This is a genomic window from Paraburkholderia caffeinilytica (genome assembly GCF_003368325.1).
In the GTDB taxonomy this organism is placed as follows: Bacteria; Pseudomonadota; Gammaproteobacteria; order Burkholderiales; family Burkholderiaceae; genus Paraburkholderia; species Paraburkholderia caffeinilytica.
This window is the reverse complement of sequence record NZ_CP031467.1, coordinates 2,211,356-2,233,487: the sequence shown is the minus strand read 5'-3', so window position 1 is coordinate 2,233,487 and position 22,132 is coordinate 2,211,356. Positions and strand designations below refer to the sequence as shown.

Below are 22,132 nucleotides of genomic sequence, written 5' to 3'. Positions count from 1 at the left end.
TCACTCTTCGAGCAAGGCGTCTGTCGGCGCGGTTTCGCGTTGATGGCGCGTCAACAGGAAGTAGACGTAGCCCAACGCGAGGAAGATCGCGAACACGATGGCCACCAGGAAATTGAAGTAAACCATCGTTGCCAGACAAATCACCGCGGCCACCAGCGCGAACGCCGGAAAGAACGGAAACAGCGGCGCGCGGAACGGGCGCTCCATGTTTGGGTCCGAGCGGCGCAGCTTGAACAGCGACAACATGCTGATGATATACATCACGATAGCGCCAAATACGGACATCGTCACGATGTTCGCTGTGAGCGTCTGGCCGCCGAACTGGATCAGCTCGTCGCTGTAGATTGCGGCGATGCCGACCACGCCACCCGCGATGATCGCGCGATGCGGCGTCTTGAAGCGCGGATGCACCTTGGAAAGCCACTCCGGCAGATAACCCGCGCGAGCCAGCGCGAAGATCTGCCGCGAGTAGCCGAGGATGATGCCGTGAAACGACGCGACGAGCCCGAACAGGCCTAGCCACACCAGCATATGCATCCAGCCGCTATGTTCGCCGACGATGAACTTCATGGCTTGCGGCAGCGGATCGTTGATGTTCGACAGCTTGGTCCAGTCGCCGGCGGCGCCTGCGAACACCATCACGCCGATGGCGAGCACGACCAAGGTAAGAATGCCGGCGACGTAGGCGATTGGAATCGAACGCTTCGGATTCTTGGCTTCTTCGGCGGCCATCGCCACGCCTTCAATCGCGAGGAAGAACCAGATGGCGAAGGGAATCGCCGCGAACATGCCGTGAAACGAGCCCATGCTGAAGGTGTCCGCGCCGGACCAGCCGCCCTTCGTGAAATTCGACCACTGGAATCCCGGCGACACGACACCCATGAACACCAGCAATTCGAAGATTGCGAGCAGCGTCACGCACAACTCGAAGGCCGCGGCGATCTGCACGCCGACGATATTCAACGCCATGAAGACGAGATACGCGCCCATCGCCGCGTGTTTCGGCTCGAGACCCGGAAACTGCACGTGCAGATAGGCGCCGATCGCGAGCGCAATGGCGGGTGGCGCAAACACGAATTCGACTAATGTCGCCGCGCCCGCCAGATAACCGCCGGTCGGACCGAAAGCGTGACGCGCGTAGGCGAACGGGCCGCCCGCATGCGGGATCGACGTGGTGAGTTCGGTGAAACTGAAAATGAAGGTGGTGTACATCGCGGCAATAAAAACCGCCGTGATGACGAAGCCGAGTGTGCCGGCGCTCGCCCAGCCGTAGCTCCAGCCAAAATACTCGCCGGAAATGACCAGACCGACCGCGATCCCCCACAGTTGCCACGTACCGAGCGTCTGCTTCAACTCGTGATGCGTGACTTTACCGACGTGCTGACTTTTGGATTCTGATTTCATCGGGCGCTCCTGATGTTGCCGCTTGCTCGACGCCGCAAGGCTTTGCGGTGCATGGGCGGACAGGCTTCAGCCGATGGTAGTGAGCCATTATTCGAGGTGTTATCGAAATTCGGCAAAGTTCGGGGGCGATTGTGTCAGTGGGCGCTTAATTCCGTTCGCGCGCTTTTTGGCGAAGATCGCAGGATTTGGTAAATGGCGACGTGGTACTTTGGTTCGCATGCCATCCGGCATTCTTCTTTCGGTTAGTCAGTCACTCAGCCATGAACCAATCGGACAATCGGGCGCGCTACGAAACGCGGCTGGGTCGCGTGCTGGACCATATTTACGATCATCTCGACGAACCGCTGGATATCGATCGTCTCGCGCAAATCGCCTGCATGTCGCCGTATCACTGGCATCGCATCTTTCAGGCGATGTATGGCGAGACAGTGGCGACGACCGTGCGCCGCTTGCGATTACATCGCGCGGCGGGCTATCTGGCGAATGGCTCGATGCCGATCGCTGAAATTGCCGGGCGCTCGGGCTATAGCAGTTTGCAGTCTTTCTCTCGTACCTTCCGCGCGGTTTTCGGCATGCCGCCAGCGCAGTATCGCAAGCAGGGGACGCATAGCCGGTTTCGTCCGGCACTTTCAGGAGACGATCAAATGACGATGCGTGAAGTGGTGATTCGTCACGTGGAGCCGATGGAGGTTTTGTCGGTGGATCATGTTGGGCCGTATATGCAGATCGGCAAAGCGTTTGATGGGTTGTTCGGCTGGTTGGGAAAACATAATCTGCTGGCGGGACAGATGCGCATGATCGGGATTTACTACGACGATCCGGGTGTGGTTGCGGAGGATGAGTTGCGGTCGAAGGCCGGGGTGTTGTTGCCGCGTCCGGTGCAGGCTTCGGTGACGGTGAGTTCGCCGGTTTCTTTGGCGCATGTGAAGGGGGGTGAGTATGCAGTGTTGCGGCATAAAGGGCCGTATAGCGATATGCGGGCGGCTTATGAGTGGTTGTATGGGACGTGGCTTGTCCAGTCGGGGCGTGAGGCTGCGGATGCGCCGGTGTTTGAGGAGTATTTGAATAGTCCGAAGGAGACTGCGCCTGCTGAATTGCTGACGGAGATTTGTTTGCCGTTGGTTTGAGGGGTTTGGCTTGATTCTGGTTGTACTGACTGCTTTGAGCGTTCTGCTCGCCTGTGCAGCGGGATTCGTGGATGCCTCTCTGGTTTTTATAGTCTTTGTATATGTATACGTAGTAATAGTTAACAAGCCTCGCACTTCGCTGTGGATAACTTGAATCTTCGCTTACAGATCAAAGGACTGCGGAATCGATAACCCTGCGGAGCGTGGGCGAACAGGGAGGAGGAGCCAGGGAAAACTTTTGACTGACCTGGCGAGGTCGTAGGTTTATCAAGGTTTCGCCCACAACGTGTCAGGGGGCTTGTACAAAAGTTGTCCAGAGGGGGATGTGGATAAGTGGGATGACTTATCCAGCGATCAGCAGTCAGTTTGACTTGTCGCCCGTCTATCCAAGGCGTGGCTTCACAACGTCGAAGCCGAAAACGTCGTGTTCGACGGGCAGTGGACGGCCGAAGTCGCGTTTGAACTACTTAGCGTCATGACGAACGTAGCCAACTTTTTTGGCACGACGTTGACGGCGCGTCAGTTTAGTGATGTCTGAAGTCGGTGAGTGTCGCCGAGTGGCCGCTGCACTTTCGAGTCGACCGTTCGGTTACGCAGAAAAGGAATGACCGGAGCGCATGGCCGACGGGGTAATCGAAGAAGGAAGCCCGGCATGAATTCGTGTGACCACCTACCAGAACGCCCGCCTGAACAGGCTTAACCGGTTGACCTTGAAAAGCCGGGCGGGACGCTGTTTGCCGCCCTGAAACTGGTCGGTTGCAACCAGGATCTCGGCTTCGTCAACAGCTTCACCGGGACGGACATCTTGCACCTTGATTCCAAGTCGCGAGCGAAATGTTCCGCGCTTCACGGTCTCGCCGAAAATCTGTTCGTAGACCACCTGAAGCTGCGTCAGCGTAAAGGCTTCGGGTAGAAGCCAGCAGGGGAGCGTGGAGTAACTGGCCTTGTTCCTGAGCCGCTGGACGGCCTCAGAAACCTGCGCGGCGTGGTCGAACGCGAGCCTCGGCAGATCGTCAACGCTATAAAAGTGAAAGACCCCATCGCCGACGGCTTTCAGTTCTTCGTAGGGTATAAGCGCGACGTGTGAGATAGAGACCGTGAAACCGCGCGTCGGATCCCGCTCGCGGCCGGAAAAGGTGCGCAACTGCTCCAGATAGCGCGGTACAAGCCCCACCTTCTCACGCAACACGCGGTATGCCGTCGCCTCCAGATCAACCTCATCATCGTCGTCGACGTGCACCTGTCCGCCCGGAAGCGCGAGTGTGCCCTTATCCGGTCTTTTCGTACGGACATGAAGCGCGACATGCAGCTTGCCTTCGACAAGCGTCAACAGCACGACGTCCACACTGACATCTGGCTTCGGGTAGGCGTCGGACATGCGGGGACCTCCTGTCGGTAAAACGTTAAATATTATTTTTGCATAGTTAGTTGAATTTCTCAACTAAGTACGGCTATACTGCATCCCATTAGTCGAAAAACTCGACGAAGTGAGGAGCCTAACCGTGATCCAGATTTTCGCTGTATCCCGTGCCGAGAACCGTCGCCGGCCACTTGCACTCAAGACGCTGCAGTTTCCGGGTGGCGAAGTTCACGTAACGGTCGAGCTGGGCGTGCCGGCAGACGTGTTGCAGGTGCACGCGCACGTGCCGGATTCGAACACCGTCATGGCGCTGCTGATGGTCACCGATGCGCTGCGCCGCGGTTATAGGCTCTCAAATTACCTGTCTTCGCGTGTTTAGAAAAATCAAAGGGTTGTACAACTTTTCTGAGAAGACCACCTCCAAACCCTCTCAGAAAACCTGTCTCTGACCTACGGAAATCGCAAAATAGTTGACCTTGGCTGGCAGCGCCGTTGTAGTTGCTGGCTAACTAATACCGGCCGGCGAATGGTGCGCGATGCGCCACCTGCAGTCGAGCTGCGGGCGAGTCAACTCCATACTGGTGGCACGTATGGAGTGTGCTCATGAAATCGACCCGGCCTTGCCTCGCCTGCGGCAATCTTTTCCATCCCCTCTTGCAGGTGCCCAACCAACGATACTGCTCGGCCGCGGCGTGTCAGCGGGAACGCCGGCGACGTTGGCAACGCCAGCGTTTGCGCAGCGATGCCGACTATCGCGACAACCAGGCGCGGGCGCAGGCCAAATGGCGCGCTCGTCACCCGGACTACTGGCGTCAATACCGCGCGACGCACCCGACCTATCGGGAGCGCAATTGCGCGATGCAACGGGAGCGGAACGCGCGGCGAAGTTCCAGTCCAGTTGCAAACATGGACGCGTCACCGCCTTTACACCCGCTCGCGTCGGGCTTCTACATACTGCGCCGTGCGGTCGAAACGGGCATTGCAAAGATGAACGCGTGCACCGTCCATATCGCCGTGCTGTCGGCACCAAACGGGCCACCCATACGTGATTGCAAAGAGATGACGTGATCGACTTCCGCGCGAGGCCTGCTACCTTTGCCTTGTACCCGCTCTGAATCAGACACCACCGCAGTTGCGACGCGGTGGCGTTTCGAAAGTGACGATCTACGTGTCCGGCGCGATGCCGGGCACGCAAGCTCAGGGGAGCGAGGATTCGAAGCAGCGGGAGCAGGACCGTGTCACTCGATCACATAGGCGATGCCGTCGTCGCGCAGGTGCCCTCGGTACGGGCGGCCGAATACGTTCGGATGTCGACTGAGCACCAGCAGTACTCGACCGAGAACCAGCGCGACAGGATCCGGGAGTACGCCGTGCGGCGCGGCCTCGAGATCGTTCGCACCTACGCTGACGAGGGTAAAAGCGGTCTGCGTATCGACGGGCGGCAGGCGCTGCAGCAACTGATCAAGGACGTTGAAAGCGGTCGCGCGGATTTTCAGGTGATCCTCGTCTATGACGTGAGTCGCTGGGGGAGATTCCAGGACGCGGACGAAAGTGCGTACTACGAGTATGTCTGCCGGCGTGTCGGCATCCAGGTTGCCTACTGCGCCGAGCAGTTCGAAAACGACGGCTCGCCTGTATCCACCATCGTGAAAGGAGTGAAGCGGGCAATGGCCGGTGAATACAGCCGGGAATTGTCGGCCAAGGTGTTTGCCGGCCAGTGCCGGCTGATCGAGCTCGGCTTCCGGCAGGGCGGACCGGCTGGCTACGGTTTACGCCGCGTCCTCATCGATCAGCACGGGATCATGAAAGGAGAACTTCAGCGAGGCGAGCACAAGAGCCTGCAGACCGATCGGGTGATCCTCATGCCAGGGCCCGAGAGCGAAATCCGGATTATCAATCTCATCTACAACTGGTTTATCGACGGGTCGTTAAATGAATACGAGATTGCGGCCCGATTGAATGGCATGCGTGTTCGCACAAATCTCGACCGGGAATGGACACGAGCGACTATACGGGAGGTACTGACCAACGAGAAATACATCGGCAACAACGTCTACAACCGCGTGTCGTTCAAACTCAAGAAAATGCGCGTCGTGAATACACCGGAAATGTGGATTCGGAGGGAAGGTGCATTCCAGTCTATCGTACCAGGTGAGACGTTTTACACGGCACAGGGCATCATGCGGGCGCGCGCCCGGCGCTATTCAAATGAGGAGCTCATCGAGCGTCTGCGCAACCTGTACCGCAACCGTGGCTTCCTGTCTGGCCTGGTGATCGACGAGACCGACGGCATGCCATCAAGCTCCGTTTACATGTACAGATTCGGCAGCCTGATTCGCGCATACCAGACCGTGGGTTTCACGCCTGGTCGCGACTACCGCTATCTCGAAACCAACCGGTTCCTCCGTCAGCTTCACCCGGAAATCGTCGCGCAGACGGAGAAGAAGATCGCCGATCTAGGTGGCACGGTGCTGCGCGATCCAGCCACAGATATGCTCACCGTCAACCATGAGTTCACTACCTGCCTCGTTCTCGCGCGTTGCCAGACACACGAAAATGAGCGGCATCGCTGGAAGGTCCGGTTTGACACGAGCCTGCTGCCGGACATTACCGTAGCGGTTAGGCTCGACCACGCGAATTCCGCGGCGCTCGATTATTACCTCCTGCCGCGCCTGGATTTCGGCCAGCCGCGTATCAGCCTCGCTGATCAGAACAGGATTGAATTCGAGAGCTACCGTTTTGACACGCTCGACTATCTCTATGGCATGGCTGAGCGGGCCCGCCTCCGGAGGGTGGCATGAACCAGCAGCAACAGGCGGGCGAGGTGCGAATGATTCCGGTCGATCAGATCGAGGTCATCAATCCGCGTGAGCGTAACAACCGTGTGTTCAACGAAATCGTCGGCAACATCAGGACGATCGGCCTGAAAAAGCCGATCAAGGTCACTCCGCGTGCTACGGCAGATGGCGTCGAGAAGTATCTGCTTGTGTGCGGCGAGGGTCGCCTGAAAGCTTTCCGTTCACTTGGCGAGACGACCATTCCGGCGATGGTTGTGAATGTCAGCGACGAAGACGCATTCATCATGAGTCTCGCGGAGAACATTGCGCGTCGTCAGTGCAGGCCGCTCGAACTCCTCGCCGGCATCCGGCAATTGCAGGAGCAGGGATACGCCTCGAAGGTGATCGCGGAAAAGACGGGGCTCACGCAGTCATATGTCCAAGGTATCCTGATGCTACTGCATCATGGTGAAGAGCGCCTGGTCATAGCAGTGGAGAAGGGACGGATTCCACTCAACGCCGCACTGTCTATTGTCAGCGCCGGTGACGACGACACGGCAATGCAGGCTGCTCTGCAGGAAGCTTACGAATCCGGCAAGTTACGTGGCAAGCAATTGATAGATGCCCGCCGGATTATCGAGCGACGTAAAACGCTTGGGCGCTCCGCTGCCCGCAACATGTCGGGCAAGCTCGCTGATGTGACGACATCGAGCCTGGTGCGGACCTATCAGCATGAAGTCGAACGCCAGAAGTCGATGGTGCGTAAGGCCGAATTTGCGCAGCAGCGGCTCATGTTCGTCGTGGGCGCGCTTCGGCAAATTTTTGCAGATGAAAACTTCGTCAATCTGCTGCGTGCAGAAGGGCTGGCAACGTTGCCGAAATATCTTGCCGAGCGAGTCTGGTCGGGCGGGAGCGTCGCATGACAGGCGTAACGCTCGGTTTCATTCCCGAGCCTCTATCTGTTCCTTTAGTGTGCATCCTGCCGTCGCGCAAGATGCCGGCGACGATCATCGATTCCCGCAAATTCAAGCAGATCAAGGCCTCGATCGAGGAGATAGGCCTGATTGAGCCACTGTCGGTTACTGCAGTACACCAGAGTACGGGTCAACACGTGCTGCTTGATGGCCACCTACGCCTCATTGCGATGCAGAAGCTCGGATTTGTCGAGGTATCGTGCCTGGTTGCAACCGACGACGAAAGCTACACGTACAACAATCGTGTCAATCGGCTGTCCACAATCCAGGAGCACTATATGATCCGGCGCGTCGTCGAACGGGGCGTGTCGCCGGAGAGGCTGGCAAAGGCCCTCGCTATGGACGTGTCCATGATCCTCAAGAAGCTTTCTCTGCTGGACGGCATATGTCCTGAAGCCGCCGAACTTCTAGGAGATCGCCAGTTCTCAGTAGACCTCGCTCGCGCAATTCGAAAAATGAAGCCGACACGGCAGGTCGAATGCGTCGAACTGATGATAGCGGCGAACAATGTGACCGTGCCTTATGCCGAAGCGCTGCTTGTCGCGACACCCGCAGCGCGGCTGGTTGACGGTAAGAAGCCGCCAAAGCTGACCGGTGTGACGCCCGAACAGATGGCGAAGATGGAGCGGGAGATGAGCAACCTCCAAGGCCAATACAAACTTGTCGAGCAGACCTACGGACAGGATGTTCTGAACCTGGTGCTCGCAAAGGGATATCTCGCCAGACTCCTGGAGAACGAACTGGTAGCTCAATACCTGCGACAACGTCAGCCAGACCTCCTGGCTGAGTTCGAAACGATTGTCGAAACGGTGTCGCTTGAACAGCCGCAACTGAGCGTTCTCACCTAGCTGCTCTCGGCATCGCTAACGCGATGCGTGGCATCACATTAAATCTAGAAATGGTAGGTCGGGTGCCGCTATTCGAAGGCGTTAGTTTCGAGAACGGGCGACATAGGTGACAGGCAGCAGGTGGCCGATACGGTTGAAAAAGTCGTGGCTCACTGTTTTGCCACCACTGGCAAAAAATTCGACCACTCAGATCGCTCTACAAACCGCTCGCAGCCCTCGGTTAAGGGTAGAACGGCCCATGAAAACCTCGTGAGATAGTCGGTCGCCGACTTTTTCAACAGTATCGGCCAAGAGCGGACGCTCGACACTCCGGCTCAGATTATCGACAATCCTGTGCCGTCGCTCCATTCGTGATGGGTACGGGGTCAGGTGGAACAAGTAAACTGTTATGGCCGTGAGCCGACCAGCGTCGCCCCTGCGCATGACGCTGCCGGCACGAACAGCGACACCGCCTCTGCTCCCCTCAAGGTGTGCCCAGCGTACAGCGGACACTCCCCGAAATACCCCGATTTAAGCCTATTCGCGAATTGGGCGGCGCAGGTAGCTGCTATGGCAAAAGGACGATCATAGTCGCAATGCCCATGAGAAGTGTTACGGTAGCCAAGCCGATAATACAGCGTCCCAGAGCTTTAGTTCGGTCGGAGTTGAAGCCACTGTTGCGTACTTGTGCTTCGCTCATCTTCCCACGAATAGTGTGAGCGACGCGTCGCTCGCCATTTTTCGGGTCGTTGCCCTTTGTGTACTCGGATTCAATTTCCTCAATCGTCGGGAGTAACTTGTACTCGTATTCTTTGGCCGCACTCCAAAAAAAACTGCACGAAACGGCAAAGAACCCGCCCGCAAGAACGAAGGCACTTATGCCAATACGTGAAGGATGCTGATGAGTTAAGTACTGCGGCACCAACCATGCTGCCCAAGCAACGAGTGCCAGCGCAAAGGTCAAGAGACCCGGCAAACGTGCATTTAGTTTTTCGCGTGTGTCAAGTTCGTGAAAGTAGAGCTTTTCATAGAATGTATCTCGGTCTGCCATGCTATTCCCGTAGTTGCGTTTTCTTATGGTGCCAGACTCGGCTGGCGCCATACATTTACCGTATCTTTGAGGAATCAGCTAGCCCCCGTAGTTGAAACCGTTACCAAATAGTTCCTCCACGGCTGTCTAGGGAAAACATGTGCGACCTATGGCCGTCGCGGCGGCCCAATAGGCACCAGGACGATAGCTCAAGTGAACCTGCAATTTCCTGCGTGTCGAGTGTCCGCTACCGAGAGAGAACTGAATGACCGGGTCGCGTGCCGCCGATCGTAGCCTTGCGCGCTCACATTGCGCATGCCATTTGCATAAGGCGGTAGTGGTCATCTAAAGGCAAAGTCACCGATACGTCGTGCGCGTCACTGCGATATGCATGAGGGTGAAATGATTTCCACCGCTGCTGCCGCGGATCTAATCGAGCATCCTTGCTTAATAACGAACTTCGGAGACACGAGTGACCACGAACCTAGCCGATGTGGCGAACCCTCGCGCGCTGGCGATACGGACGCCTTAGTCGATGGCTTCGCACAAGAAACACTGGCAACGCTAATTTGGCAACCGGATTGCGGGCCCGACATACTACGAGTTCGCGCCCTGCTCGCATTCGCGTTGTCATCCGCTCAAATCCCGATTTCGCTGCGGACACACTGACGTGTCGGTCTTTCATGATAGAAATTCCGTTGAAGTTTGGCCGTGATCCGGAAAAGTAGCCCACTTTGAGATCAGCAGGCTCACGTCTCGACCCTGCCGCTCGGCCACAAGTGCGGCGCTTCTCGTTTCGGATTCTAGCTCCTATGCAGCGGCATCAAGACAACGCACTGACTCGCAGTTTCAGCCTTTTCCAACTCGCCACCCGCTATTTGCCCAACTGATAAGCGCGAATTGGTGCTGTCGACTCCCAGTTTTCAAACGGCGACGCCAGGAGTTCATCCGTGTGCGGATCAAGCGCAAGAATGCCCGCACGAACCTTCAGATGCGTCCAGTGCCGGCCACCGTCGTCCGAGTAATAATCCGCTCCACCGTGGATAGTGGCATTGTCGTAGCCGAACGGATAGAGGAGGCGTGGCACGAAGTAAATCGAACTCAGACTGATAACGAGGTGTTTGTCGCTCGCCCACAGATTGTCGACAGTGATCTCGGCGGGCAGCGGTGAGAAGGAATTGGGCGTAGACGCCAATGGTATCCAGGCGCGCGAAGCCTGATCGAACCGCGCGACGACGTCATTGGCTCTTGAGCGCGCCATCACGCCATAGATCTGGCCAGCAGGTGTGCGCGTCACGCTTTTCAGGTTCGCGCCCGCCGTGCGTTTCGGGAGCCCCATGACCCAGGATTGCCCTTCACGCCGCAACTCCATTTGATCGAGTACTGCATACAGTTTCGCCAAATGGTCACCGGCAACGCCGTAATAGAACGACTGCGACAGCCACGCGATCGCGTGGTCATCGCTCAACTGCACAACGAAGCCAGTTGTTTTGTCATTGGCGCCGCTGCTGTCCGCCTCGGCATCGGCGGGGAACTGCTCGACCGCTTCGTTGCGGCTCATCGCGATCGGCGCGCTCGCCTTCACCTGCTGGACGCTCGCGCCGCCGTCGGCTGAGTAAAACAGACGCAGAACCGACTGCAGCGGGGAGCCGCTCTCGCTGAGGACCTTACCCGGCAGCGTGAGATCGTCGAACTCGGTCCAGGCCCATACTTCACGACTGCTGTAGAAGGACGGCCGCAAACTCTCCCCCCACCGTGCTGCATCCGGGAAAAAACCGTTCTTCAGCCACGTCCAATGCGCGCCCTGATCATCGGTGCGGAATACCGCTGTTTGCCTGGTCTTCGGGTTCGAGTCGCCGATCGCCAGCCCCTGAGGATTGTCGAGGCCGGTCAGCACATACACCGTTGCGCCATCAGGCGTAGCGTGCAGGCACGTCATGTCCGGCACAATGGCGACCGGCTGGAACACGCCCTTTGCATCGAGCTTCGAAATCAGGGTGGTCCAGTTCGAACTCTTCGGCATGTACTGGGCCATCTGTGAATCGTCGCCGGCTTTAGCTTTCTCTTTCACTGGTGGCAACAGTGTGTTCAGCGCAAGCGTGGATGGATCGACCTTCCACGTCGGCATCGCGTTGTCGTCCTTTTGAGACGTCAACAGCCATGTAGCGCGTGGCGTGCGAATCAGCGGTGTGCAAAAGTCGGGCGTCTGTCCCTCAACTGACGTGGTGCTCAGCAACGTGTCCGGTGGCGTTGTGCCGCCCCAGTCCCCCTTACCCCGGGCGAGCAGCACGAGAAATGCGAGGGGGATCAACGAAAGCGTTACGCCGTAGATCAGGCGGAATCGTTTTGACTTAAGCATCGGGTGTGGGTTTTCTCGGATAGTTGGTACGCGTCGGCACAAAGGGCTGAACGCTGCCACAAGTGGCCCGATAAAAGTCGTTCAGCAGTCGTGTGCCTGAAAATCGACTTGCATTGGCGCGAGATGACAAGCTTGCGTGCTATGGGGGCGGCTGCCATGAAGCACTGCTTCTGCACGAACGAAGGTTCAGTTACCGCCGTGCAGGTCGAGTTGACGCTAACGACCGATCGGCAGGCAGTGTGCCATGTCCTACCCGAGTACCGGTTTGCCGATACAGATTTTCATCAGGGCTCGTCTGTCCTTACCCGCCGGCGGCCGCATCGGATGCCTTTGCGCCCATCTTCAAGGTTGTGGTCGCGCGAGTCCCTACTGCACGTGAACAGCGCAACCTTGAGATATTGCCTGCCCCTTCATAGCGACGAGATCAGCGTCGCGCCGCACTCGGTCGGGTCACCGTGATAGGCAACCGCCTTGCCTTGATGTTGACGCGTGCTGTCTTTCGGCACGATGGCGTAGGTACCCTGACATTGCGGACACCATGTCTTGTCGCCCTCAAGTGCGACGGGCACGCCCATGACGTTGAAGTCATCGCTAGCGGTCGTGACGTGTCCGCCGTGCGTCGTCTTGTCGTTCAGGCGGATCACACCGCGACCTGCTTCGTCTTTCATTGCGCCCCTCGTGCAATGGGTGTCGCCGCGTGGTCGCCCGGATTCTTGAGCCATGCTGCCGCATACAGCTTGCCACCGAGCTCGCCAGTCCAGCCTTCGACCTGGGCCTTCGGGTTGTTCGGATAGTCGCCACGCTCTTGGGCCAGTACCGTCTCCCCCCAACCAACCGGAGTGCCCTGCCGTGGTTCCGTGTAGGGATCATCAGGCGCAATCGTACTGATTTTTTCAATGGCGGCCGGCCAGACGGGGTCGCGGCTGGTTGCATTTGCCAGGAATCGCAATACCGTAAACAACAGGATCTGAGGCATCATGAGGATGCGAAAGAAGGCCGGTGACCGCATCCCGAAACTGTACATCGAGAACAGGAACGATTCGCGCAGCGTTTCCTGACGGGTATGGAATAGCATCGGTTTCGGCAAGCCGTTCGGCCCGTCGTTCATGTACTTGCACCAATAGTTCCATTGCGCCAGTGCCATCTCAACCTGTGCCTTGCCCGTCCACTCACGGCCGATCGAGAACGCCCGGTTCACGTTACCCTGGTCATCGACTGTGTAGTGCCGGATATGAAACACCTTGCCGAACGGCGTGTCTTCGTTATGAAGACAGAAGATCGAGTCCTTTGTCCACGGCGCCTCCCATACGACATCGCCTTCGCCAGGCTTGGGAGAATATCGGCGTGCGTGAATCGCATAGAGCTTGCGTTCGCCGCGGTGAAAGCGTATCGGGCGATACCTCAGACTGAAGATTAAGCCTCGGCCAACCTTCCAGACTATCCGGCCAAATACAGCCATCGTTATCAACGCGAGACAATCTGCAACGAACAACCAAAAAGCCGGAGCAGGCGATGCATGGGTGAATCCATATATATATGGTCCGATCCCCATGCCGAGGAAAGCCAGTGCCGCGCCGGTCAACACCCACTGCTTGTCCAGAAACGAGGGCTCGGTCACATCCATGAACGTCGAGTTGATACTAAAGGTCGCCCCAAAATCCTGGACTTCTGGCCCGGCCGGTCGATCTATCGACAAACGATGCGCCATATCCCACTCAGGCACTGGCTGGCCGATGCACTTCTTCATCAATCGCTCGTCCATCTTTTAGCCTCCCGCTGCTGACTTATAGGCGCTGAGTTCATCGTCGAGCGAGTGATAGGCCGCACTTTTGCTGAATTTGCAACGCGAAATCCAATCCTTCATTTCAGACGCCTTGAAAACGGCGATAGCGATGGCAACGAGAATGGAAGCAACGAAAACGATCCAGAATCCCGGAATGACCTGCAAGTACGCGCCGACAGCGATGTAAATACCCAAGCCCGCACTTGCACCATACAACATGCTTAAACCATACTCTTTATTACCCCATGCTTCAGGTGCATTTTTAAACAAATCGACTCCAGCTAACACGATACCTGCGGCGGACCCTATACCTCGGCCGATTTTGGCACCAGCTTCCGCCCATTCATCCACACCCGCCCATTGCTTCGTAATGAACGCGGCGAGCGGGTGAGTCGACGCCTTCGCGACCGTCTCCGATGTCGTCTCGATAATATTCCCGACAATCGACGCGATGCAGCCCAACAACTTTATCGTGTTGTCGCTCTTGTTGAACTGATCACTGCCCGCGAAGTCCTTGATGGCAAAAGTCAACGTCGCCATCTGGAAAATCGCCGTCGCTACACCTTGATGGAACTCTACCGGCGCGGACGAGCCCAGCCACTTCCGTGTGGTTTCCACTCCCGCGATCTTGATGCTCCTGACCTCGCTTGCGTCGAGCTTTCCTGACCGAACCAGCGCGTCCGTGTCCAGCTCATAGGCCACTATATCCGGATTGGAAGGAGAAGCCCCCGTGATGACCTGTTTGCTGACCTGTGCGGCCGTCACCCGCTGTTCGGTTTGGTCGCCGTCCAGTTTCACGCCCAGTTCCTTTGCCTGAGTCAGCAACCAGGTGCGCATCTTGATATTGCTGACCTGCGATGGCTTGACGCGTACGCCAGCGTGCAGCGACAGCCGGATCATCGTAAATCCCCATGCCGCGCCTCGCGTTCCCTTGGTGAGGGTCGCAACGATATAGTTGGCCGTAGTGACAACGAGCCTGTCACGCAGGGCGGCGGCGGCGCCATTTTTTTCGACACGCTTGAAAGCTTCCTTGTAGATATTCAGGAAGTTCTCGTACTGGATATCCGAGCCATGTACCTGTGCGTCCGCCGCCTTTATCAGGTCGTCCTGATTGAACATGAGCGCACGCGCGTACACATTGCGGATGTTTGATGCCTGAGTGCTGCCCAGCCAGTCGTCGAGCACCTTTTTGCAATCCTCGGTGCCCGCGGCGACGCCAATCGCCTGCGCACAGGACTCGCTGTACGCAAAGCCGCTGCGGATGTCCTTCATGTCGCTCACACCGGCCATCCATTCGGCCAGCAGTTGCGACTTTAACCAGCCCGCGTGAGCCTGAACTAGCGGTTGCCACTTGGGTTTAAACGCGGTCAGGGCATTCTGATATTCCGTTTTGAAATTCCCCAACGCTTTTTCGTCCAGCACGCTCGTAGGTTTGCCGTCTGGCCCAATCTTCGTCGTTGCTTCTTCCCACGCCTCGTCCTCCGATCTCTTTTGTGCGCCGGGAATGTCGTTCACGTTCCGCTCATCCTCTTTCAACGCCTGATCAAAGCTCCCCGTCTTGGCTGCGTTGTAGAGGAACCTGAAGAGCCCTACGGCGTCTGGCGCCTGCTCAACGCCTGCCTTCGCATTGAGCGCATTAGCATCCGCGATCGTCTTCGATATCCCGTACGACATTCCGGTCATCGCGCGCGCGCGCCCCCGAATGCCCGACTCCGCCCGCTCGAGAAGCTGCGCCGACATCCACTTCCAGTAGATATCCAGGTCGAAGCCGTTGTTCAGGTTCGGAACCGTCAGTTCCGCCAGGTCATTCGTAACGGCGACTGGATCGTTGACCGCCACGATAAACCCTTTCTTGATCGGAGATTGAGCCATCGCGTCTCCGATGCGCTTTGCCAGACTGCGTTGGCGCAACTTGATCTCGTCTTTCGGTGCCCGGTTGCTGAAGCCAAAGGCGTCCTTCATCGCCTTTTCGTCCATCGCAAAGTGCGCGACGTTCGCATGCGACGCCTGAAACTCGCCAGTGTCGGTCGCACTTCCCGCCAGCATCGCCGGCACGTTGATGCACTGCATGTGCAGCTTGCGCCAGGTCGCATCCGAAACCTTCTCGACAAGCGCCTTGGTCCACTGCACGTTAGACCAGCCCATCCACAGATTCGTCGCCTCGTCGACACCGGGAGTGTGTTCGACGTCGATGCAGCGGCCGAGCGACTCGAATTTGAGGTCACCGGCCATCGCGCAACCCCGTGTCAGTTCCTGCTCCGCGTCGCCCGGCGGTGGCCGTGTCCCGGGCGGGAAGCTCCACATGATTCCGTCCTCAAGCACCATGTAGGCGCGCAGCCGCTGACGCTTCTCGTCATAGGTGTAGAGATAGCCCGGACGCAGCGAGCGCAGCGTGTATCGAGCAGTCGCCACAGACTGCGGAGCACGGGCGTCGATTTTGAAATTGCCTGACAGGGCTGGGGCTTTAGCTGCGCCGAGCGGGCACGCAACCGCGTAGCGAACGGGATAGATCAGAAGCGATTTTCGATCGCACAGTGGGCAAGAAGCTGTCATGTTTTGATCCTCTCCGCCGTCTGCGAGCGGGAAGCCTGTTCAAAATGCTGAAAATCGCCGGGCGTGAGGCGCGCCTTCACGTCGGGCCAAGTGGTTTCGCGGCGGATGAGCGCCGGCCACGCTTCAACGATCGCCGGGTGCTGCTCGAATGCCGCGCCATACCGCAGGCAATGCCACGTGTAATCCGCGAGATCTTCGGCGCCCATCGTTACGCCGCGCTGGACGACATCGCAGAAAATCCGGTCAAATTCGCCAGGCAAGCGTTCCGCTTCTTCGGTGGGCATCACCGCAAGCCGGTTCAGCACACGTACCGCGACATCGCTGCGATCGACGCGCGGCCACTGCTCCGGGCGCGGCCACGCGGGAACATAGCCGTCGAGAGCGTCCGAGGACACGCCGGATCCGGGCACGCTCCAGCGGTGGCCCGCCCACGCGAACTGCCAGGATTTGATTGGACCGAGGAGCGCCTGGCGTTGCGCGGTGTCGAAGATTGCCAGCGCCAGGCTCAGTACCCGCGGATCGTAGTACCGCCAGAAAACCGGCTGGCCGTTCGCGCCCGGCCCGACCAGATAGCGGGCGATGTGTTCCGCGAGGGTATCGACATCGGCGTCGCTATCGATCCACGCACACACGACCGGCGGCCGTTCGGTCTCGATTTCATCCAGCCAGTAGCCGGTTGCTGTTTCACGCATATCCGCTGCGAGCGATTCGACATCGAGGAGTCTCGGCATCAACTCCTCGCGATGCGCGAGGACGCGTGGCGTGCACGCACGCATGCCAAATCGTTTGAGATCAGGCACATGAACGAGCGTCGCTGGCTCGATCAGCAAAAAACCACGCTCGAGCGGGGTCGAGACTTCGGGAACGGGCAACATCGGTGGAATCATTCTGTTCATTCGAGGACTACAGGGCGATCGAAGCATTGCCGGCTTGAGCCGCGCCGCTAGACAACGAAGAGCAGAGATCTGCGCCTGGGAATTGCGCCGGAACGCTTTGCGGGCCCATAGTGCTGTGGCTACCGGCGTGAATCAGGTTGCTGCCGGGCGTAAACCCGTTCAACCCGTCCGCGCTGATCACAAACTGGCTGTTCCCTGCGGTCAGCTTGATCCCTTGCTTCGCGGTGATGTTGATCCAGTCAGTCGTGCTGATCAGGCTGACGACCTTTTTAGCAAGTAGCTCAAGCTCGTCGTTCTCCGCATGCACCTGCACCTTGCCGCTAGCTGCAATCAGCTTGATGCCAAGTTTGTGCACGAACAGGGAAAACTTCTCTGACACGCTCGCGAGCAACGATTTACCCGCGGCGATCGAAACGTCCTCCCCAGAGGTAAGCGCCACGTGCTGCCCGCTCGCAAGATGGGACGACCCAGGCGTGGTGATGGCAACCCCAGCAGGACTGGCAACGACGAGGTAGGGATCATTGAGTTCGGGAAATGAACCGCCGTTGCTGCTTCCGCTGCCACTCACGGTCCCACCACTGCCTTTGATGGCATCGTTCTGGGACTTCAGGGCGTCGGCGACGCTTGACTGGTCCGCTCCACTATCCTGTGCCTGATATTGCTGTGCAAGCTTGCCCAGCTGCCCGTGCAGGGTCTGGGCCTTCCCGAGTCGATCGACAGGCTCGCTCACGTCCGACAGATGCGACTTGGCCTGCGGGCGAGGATCCGTGCTGATAAGCATGCCCTTACCGGAGCGGATCGCACCCACGGCGTCCGTGCGCAATTCGAAACCTTCGCCACGCGCGTCCTGGCGACCCGCTGTGTTCTCGATACGGGTGACGTAGCCGAGCGAGAGTTGGCTGTTCTCGTGATCGCTTCGTAACTGCGTCTGAATCTGCTGGGCCGTGTCGTCGAACAGGAGATGGTTGCTGCGGCCGCCGGCGGTGTTGCCGCTTGCTCCGTCCAATTCCCGCGAGCGGAACCCCATCAGCGCGCTCTGCGACGGCAGCTGCCATGAGGGCATGTTCTTCTCGTTGGCGACGCGGCCCGTGACGATAGGCCGGTCCGGGTTGCCCTCGAGCCACTGGACGATCACCTCGGAGCCGATTCTTGGCGGAGCGGCGCCGCCTTGCTCGCCACCGCTCCAAGACGAAGCCACGCGCACCCAGGTCGAGCTCGTTTCGTCGCCCTTCGCGTCGCGGTCCCAGTGAAACTGAAGCTTGCAACGGCCATACTGGTCCGCGTACACGCTCTGTCCAGAGGGACCGACGACGGTCGCTGTCTGGGGCGCCAGGATACGTGTGTCCACGCTGTTATAGCCCCGACCTGGGCGCCAAGGGATACTGCGGCGGATGCAGGTGATTTCATTGCTGTATTCCGCAGCCGTCTCTGTGCCCTGCAGGTAGTTGTTCGACGCCAAATGGCGCACGGAGATAATGAGGAACTCGCTTTTGCTTGCGTCGCCTGAAACGGCGCTGCCGTAGTGGTCCGTCAGGCGGAACCAGCGCCCGGGCATCGCATAGCGGCTATTGCCCTCTCCGTCGAAGTGCTTGGCAGCGGCTTCGATTTCTTCCATCCTGCGGCGCGCGACATCGTCGCCGTCTTGCCCGGGCTTGAACCCGTACGCACCGGCATACTGGTAATCCTCAAGCTGCGGAACGCTGCCCTGCTTGTTGACCGTCGGCATGTCAACCGTTGCCGGCCGCGGGTTCTTGAAGTCAAACCGGGAGAGCGCGACCTGCGTGGGCATCATCTGGCGCACTGGCGCCCAGTTTGCGATGCCATCTTCTTCCTGCGATCCGGCTTCGCTCTGAAAACGGACTTCGGCGCTTGGACCGTCAATCTGCGCGGCGTCTGCCGATGCGTCGGTTACCACCAGTTTGTGGCCGTCGCTCGTATGTTCGTACCAGTACAGGTAACCCGCGGTTTCCCAGCGGCGGCTCAGATAATTGTGATCGTCCTCGTTGTACTGGCATGCCATCGTCATTGACGGATCTTCGCCATGCACACGCCAGTCCCAGACCGGCAAGACTCCGTAGTCACCGAGCAGCGTCGATGTCTGGGTATGGAGATTCTGGTCGAGAAAGAGGCGACTATTGCGGCGGAGTTTCAGATATCGCAGCCATGGACCGATCTGTGCCTCGTAATATGCGACGCCTCCATCGGTTTTGACGTGACGGAAAGCGAACACGTACCCACTGAAATAGCGTAGCGACCCATCACCCCGCACGAGTTGAACGCCAAGCAGTTTACCGATGAAATCCTTGAGTGCGAGTCCGGCATTATCGGAGAGGATCTCGACCGTGAACTCAAAATCGCGTGACAGCGCTTCCGCGCCTTCGAGCCGGTTCGCGAGCAATACCGACGCGGGCGCGTCGTTGTGTGGAAATGACAGGGTGAGAATGCGACCCTGCTGCCTGCCCCCCAGCAGAGCCTTGAAATCTTGAGCAAGATTCGACACGGCGATTCCTTTTTATTCTGCCCAAATCGGCGCCACGCGATTTTACCGACTCTTCAGACGAAAAGGTATCAAATTAGGTCAACCAGAATGGGCAATCTATTAAAGATGCAAAAATCTCCCTCAATTGATGCGCATGACATATTGAGGAATTTTTACCGCTTAACAATTTAGGTGGGAAATTTTGCCTTTATCGTGGGGGGATTGCCGTTGGTGTTATTAAACGGGAAATTGCGATCGATATACGCAATTGGTGCGCACGAATTGCGCTGGATTAAACCGGTACAAAAAGTGCATCAATGAGGAGTGGCGAGTTGGGTTTGACGAGCTTCGCGCCTCGATGGTCCCTAGAGGGCCTCGCGGACATTCGGCAACGTCAGGATCGCAGATATGCGCCTAGGGAAGTTGCGGAGCAGGCCGGATATGTGCGGGGCAGCCTGACGCTGCTGCATCATGGCGAGGCGCGCCTGCTCATCGCCGTAGAAAACGGCTGCAGTCCGTTGAATGCGGCTTCTGAGTTGCCGCGCGGAGCGATTCTTCGCCTTCGCCTGCGAGCGGCTATCGGGTCGTTGTTCCGATTTTTCGCACTGTGTCCACCTATATCCGTCCAGACAACCCCCTCCTTCGCGCCACGTGAGGGTGCCGTCGTCACGTCAGGGTTGGCGGTGCAGGCGGTCGAGGAAGGTGTATAGCTTTGCCGCGACATCCGCGCACTCATCTCCCCTTAGCCTTGACTCCTGGAACAGATGGTGCGCGTCTTGCCTAAGCGGCTCCATGGGAGTGATGTCCATCAGTGTGCCATCCGGTTGCCACACGACGGAGTGAGAGTGGGTCAGTCCGCGAAATTCGAAGTAGAGCCCGCCGCGCGCGACCCGATCGTCAGGGTTGCGTTCGCACCATTGCTCGCAGCTGTCGCGACAGCCACCGTCGACGCACACCAGTCGGCTGCAGCAACCCTCGACGCGGGGCACCGGCCTCGCACCATATCTTTGATCGTAGAGCGACTGTGTGTAGATCCGCAGGGCATCCGTTGGTGGCGGCTGGTAGCCTACGATGGCTCCCAGAGGACTTAACGAGCTAACATTGTGGCTTATCGGATTGAGCAATTCTCATCGGGACTGAACGAAAGTGCGCAAGCGAGGAATATCTGAACCCAGAGACCTGGAAGCCGACGTCGTAACGCGATTCTCGACGCAGCTTGATCGTCGTTTTACAGCTTTGTATTCGTCTCGACCGGACGTCGGGGATTCATTGAGCGCTACCGCATTAGGCGGACAGGATAAAGCCCTGTCCGACTATATAGTCGGACGGCGTGGGCGGTACTGTCTCGTCGAGTTTAAAGCTGGCGAGACAGCATTCCGGTCCGAGGAGAGCAAGAAACTGCGGGTGGCGCTTTGCAAAACTATGTCGGCGGACAGGAACGCGCTTCGCCGAGGAAAATCAGCTCACTTTATTGCCTGGGGAACCACTACCCATAAGACTCTTACGCCCGGTACTGAACCGATGGAAGTCCAAGGAATTTCATTGGCAAGTTACCCCGGCACTATTTGCCCTCTGATGGGATTTCCACTACCGGCGCCAGAAAATCGATTGTATTCCGACCAATTCATTGAAATGTTTCTCGAAAGCGAGCAACTGGGAGCAAACGCGGTGCGTTTCGAGAAATATTTAACGTTACTATTCGAACTTGCGGGTGGCTGCGCTAGCACCGAACTCAAGGCTATCGAAGGCTCCATTTACCTATACCTGCCGCCCAACACATCACATCCACCGGAACTACATTCCGTTCGATTTCGCGGTCTTGAGCACCTGTTTGAATTGACACGGGGTAGAAAACCAAACCGGGAACAATCCTACGAAAGGGATCTCGGTGACGATTTTCAACGCGGTGGAATGACTCGATGAAAACTTCAGTCGGAAACTTTCGTCACCCGTTGATATAGTTGCTCCAGGCGGGGACGATCCTTTGCCGACGCTTGTCGAAACATCTGTTCGAGTGCCAAGCCATGGTATCGAAGTGTCGCGTCGCGTTCGGTGGGCTGCGCGGATGCATGTTGAATCGCCTCGTCACTTCGCCCCTTCTTATACGCCGCATATGAACTGACGAGACATACAGCTATAAATAGCAGCAGATACACCAAAAAAACTGCTCGACTCGCCCAGATGCCCTTCCTAAGTTCGAGTGCCACGTCTGCGGCATCTTTCGTCGCCTCCTGGAGGGAGGAAACCATTTGGTTCGTTGCCGCTTCGACGGCCGACGTTGCCCCCTCGCCGGCTGTCACACCAATTGTTTTGGCTACTTCCCCGGCCCGGTCCCATGCCTTCTGTGCCTGTGCGACCTGGGCGCGTATCAGCTCAGATGTGCGTGTCATCGAGTCGGCACATTTCAAGATGGAATCAGATTGCTGGCGCACCTTTGGGAGTTCATCGGTGACTGCTTCAACCTGCTCCTGTAATGCTTCAGTATTTTGTCGATACCATCGATAGAGCTTCACCCAGTCAGCAGGCGAAAATTCCGAGTTGTTCATCTTTTTTCCAGTCGATA

At 57.8% G+C, this 22,132-nt stretch carries 17 protein-coding genes; 7 read left to right on the top strand and 10 right to left on the bottom strand.

Going from position 1 to position 22,132, the window contains the following annotated elements; genetic code table 11:
* Window positions 1–1,404, bottom strand: a complete 1,404-nt coding sequence (eat, locus tag DSC91_RS26205; protein ID WP_115781523.1) for an ethanolamine permease — start codon at window positions 1,402–1,404, stop codon at window positions 1–3.
* Between the two features lie 260 nt (window positions 1,405–1,664).
* Here eat and DSC91_RS26200 point away from each other — a divergent pair, with 260 nt between their 5' ends.
* Complete coding sequence (locus tag DSC91_RS26200) at window positions 1,665–2,531, top strand: AraC family transcriptional regulator (protein ID WP_115781522.1); 867 nt, start codon at window positions 1,665–1,667, stop codon at window positions 2,529–2,531.
* 670 nt (window positions 2,532–3,201) lie between these two features.
* On the opposite strand, the gene DSC91_RS26195 is transcribed toward DSC91_RS26200, so the two are convergent.
* On the bottom strand, window positions 3,202–3,909 hold the full coding sequence (locus tag DSC91_RS26195; RefSeq protein WP_115781521.1) for an NUDIX hydrolase: 708 nt from the start codon (window positions 3,907–3,909) through the stop codon (window positions 3,202–3,204).
* A 124-nt stretch (window positions 3,910–4,033) separates the two neighbouring features.
* On the opposite strand from DSC91_RS26195, the gene DSC91_RS26190 reads away from it, so the two are divergent.
* From DSC91_RS26190 to DSC91_RS26170, 5 genes are all read left to right on the top strand, one after another.
* Window positions 4,034–4,270 (top strand): hypothetical protein, encoded by a 237-nt coding sequence (locus DSC91_RS26190; RefSeq protein ID WP_115781520.1) that lies wholly within the window; start codon window positions 4,034–4,036, stop codon window positions 4,268–4,270.
* A 224-nt stretch (window positions 4,271–4,494) separates the two neighbouring features.
* A complete protein-coding gene (locus DSC91_RS26185) occupies window positions 4,495–4,959 on the top strand; it encodes a hypothetical protein (protein ID WP_115781519.1) in 465 nt (154 codons plus the stop codon).
* A gap of 167 nt (window positions 4,960–5,126) precedes the next feature.
* The gene (locus DSC91_RS26180) at window positions 5,127–6,692 is read left to right on the top strand and encodes a recombinase family protein (protein ID WP_229758143.1); all 1,566 of its coding nucleotides are present in this window, start codon (window positions 5,127–5,129) and stop codon (window positions 6,690–6,692) included.
* A complete protein-coding gene (locus tag DSC91_RS26175) occupies window positions 6,689–7,591 on the top strand; it encodes a ParB/RepB/Spo0J family partition protein (protein WP_115781518.1) in 903 nt (300 codons plus the stop codon). Before DSC91_RS26180 ends, DSC91_RS26175 begins: the two co-directional genes overlap by 4 nt.
* Complete coding sequence (locus DSC91_RS26170; protein WP_115781517.1) at window positions 7,588–8,490, top strand: plasmid partitioning protein RepB C-terminal domain-containing protein; 903 nt, start codon at window positions 7,588–7,590, stop codon at window positions 8,488–8,490. The genes DSC91_RS26175 and DSC91_RS26170 overlap by 4 nt, the downstream gene beginning before the upstream one ends.
* 547 nt (window positions 8,491–9,037) lie before the next feature.
* On the opposite strand, the gene DSC91_RS26165 is transcribed toward DSC91_RS26170, so the two are convergent.
* From DSC91_RS26165 to DSC91_RS26135, 7 genes are all read right to left on the bottom strand, one after another.
* Window positions 9,038–9,520, bottom strand: coding sequence for a hypothetical protein (locus DSC91_RS26165; protein WP_115781516.1), 483 nt, complete (start codon window positions 9,518–9,520; stop codon window positions 9,038–9,040).
* A gap of 853 nt (window positions 9,521–10,373) precedes the next feature.
* On the bottom strand, window positions 10,374–11,918 hold the full coding sequence (locus tag DSC91_RS26160) for a hypothetical protein (RefSeq protein WP_162831468.1): 1,545 nt from the start codon (window positions 11,916–11,918) through the stop codon (window positions 10,374–10,376).
* A 350-nt stretch (window positions 11,919–12,268) separates the two neighbouring features.
* A complete protein-coding gene (locus DSC91_RS26155) occupies window positions 12,269–12,526 on the bottom strand; it encodes a PAAR domain-containing protein (RefSeq protein WP_115781514.1) in 258 nt (85 codons plus the stop codon).
* Window positions 12,523–13,620 carry a DUF6708 domain-containing protein gene (locus tag DSC91_RS26150; RefSeq protein ID WP_115781513.1) on the bottom strand — a complete coding sequence of 366 codons (1,098 nt, stop codon included), beginning with the start codon at window positions 13,618–13,620 and terminating at the stop codon, window positions 12,523–12,525. The genes DSC91_RS26155 and DSC91_RS26150 overlap by 4 nt, the downstream gene beginning before the upstream one ends.
* A gap of 3 nt (window positions 13,621–13,623) precedes the next feature.
* Window positions 13,624–16,194: a T6SS effector BTH_I2691 family protein gene (locus tag DSC91_RS26145; RefSeq protein WP_115781512.1), complete on the bottom strand. Its 2,571-nt coding sequence runs from the start codon at window positions 16,192–16,194 to the stop codon at window positions 13,624–13,626.
* Window positions 16,191–17,069 carry a DUF4123 domain-containing protein gene (locus DSC91_RS26140; protein WP_115783514.1) on the bottom strand — a complete coding sequence of 293 codons (879 nt, stop codon included), beginning with the start codon at window positions 17,067–17,069 and terminating at the stop codon, window positions 16,191–16,193. The genes DSC91_RS26145 and DSC91_RS26140 overlap by 4 nt, the downstream gene beginning before the upstream one ends.
* Before the next feature lie 28 nt (window positions 17,070–17,097).
* Window positions 17,098–19,590, bottom strand: coding sequence for a type VI secretion system Vgr family protein (locus DSC91_RS26135; protein ID WP_115781511.1), 2,493 nt, complete (start codon window positions 19,588–19,590; stop codon window positions 17,098–17,100).
* 1,248 nt (window positions 19,591–20,838) lie between these two features.
* Between DSC91_RS26135 and DSC91_RS37635 the strand changes: the two genes are divergently transcribed.
* Window positions 20,839–21,492 carry a hypothetical protein gene (locus DSC91_RS37635; RefSeq protein ID WP_162831467.1) on the top strand — a complete coding sequence of 218 codons (654 nt, stop codon included), beginning with the start codon at window positions 20,839–20,841 and terminating at the stop codon, window positions 21,490–21,492.
* A gap of 5 nt (window positions 21,493–21,497) precedes the next feature.
* Here DSC91_RS37635 and DSC91_RS26125 read toward each other — a convergent pair whose 3' ends face one another.
* Window positions 21,498–22,115, bottom strand: a complete 618-nt coding sequence (locus DSC91_RS26125) for a hypothetical protein (RefSeq protein ID WP_115781509.1) — start codon at window positions 22,113–22,115, stop codon at window positions 21,498–21,500.
* Window positions 22,116–22,132: the final 17 nt, after the last annotated feature.

Excerpts from the sequence above, each read along its gene's own strand:
- DSC91_RS26140 (WP_115783514.1), bottom strand. The coding sequence starts at position 17,069 with ATGTTGCCCGTTCCCGAAGTCTCGACCCCGCTCGAGCGTGGTTTTTTG.
- DSC91_RS26155 (WP_115781514.1), bottom strand. The coding sequence starts at position 12,526 with ATGAAAGACGAAGCAGGTCGCGGTGTGATCCGCCTGAACGACAAGACG.
- DSC91_RS26195 (WP_115781521.1), bottom strand. The coding sequence starts at position 3,909 with ATGTCCGACGCCTACCCGAAGCCAGATGTCAGTGTGGACGTCGTGCTG.
- DSC91_RS26175 (WP_115781518.1), top strand. The coding sequence starts at position 6,689 with ATGAACCAGCAGCAACAGGCGGGCGAGGTGCGAATGATTCCGGTCGAT.
- DSC91_RS26145 (WP_115781512.1), bottom strand. The coding sequence starts at position 16,194 with ATGACAGCTTCTTGCCCACTGTGCGATCGAAAATCGCTTCTGATCTAT.
- DSC91_RS26170 (WP_115781517.1), top strand. The coding sequence starts at position 7,588 with ATGACAGGCGTAACGCTCGGTTTCATTCCCGAGCCTCTATCTGTTCCT.
- DSC91_RS26200 (WP_115781522.1), top strand. The coding sequence starts at position 1,665 with ATGAACCAATCGGACAATCGGGCGCGCTACGAAACGCGGCTGGGTCGC.
- DSC91_RS26165 (WP_115781516.1), bottom strand. The coding sequence starts at position 9,520 with ATGGCAGACCGAGATACATTCTATGAAAAGCTCTACTTTCACGAACTT.
- DSC91_RS26150 (WP_115781513.1), bottom strand. The coding sequence starts at position 13,620 with ATGGACGAGCGATTGATGAAGAAGTGCATCGGCCAGCCAGTGCCTGAG.
- DSC91_RS26185 (WP_115781519.1), top strand. The coding sequence starts at position 4,495 with ATGAAATCGACCCGGCCTTGCCTCGCCTGCGGCAATCTTTTCCATCCC.
- eat (WP_115781523.1), bottom strand. The coding sequence starts at position 1,404 with ATGAAATCAGAATCCAAAAGTCAGCACGTCGGTAAAGTCACGCATCAC.
- DSC91_RS26125 (WP_115781509.1), bottom strand. The coding sequence starts at position 22,115 with ATGAACAACTCGGAATTTTCGCCTGCTGACTGGGTGAAGCTCTATCGA.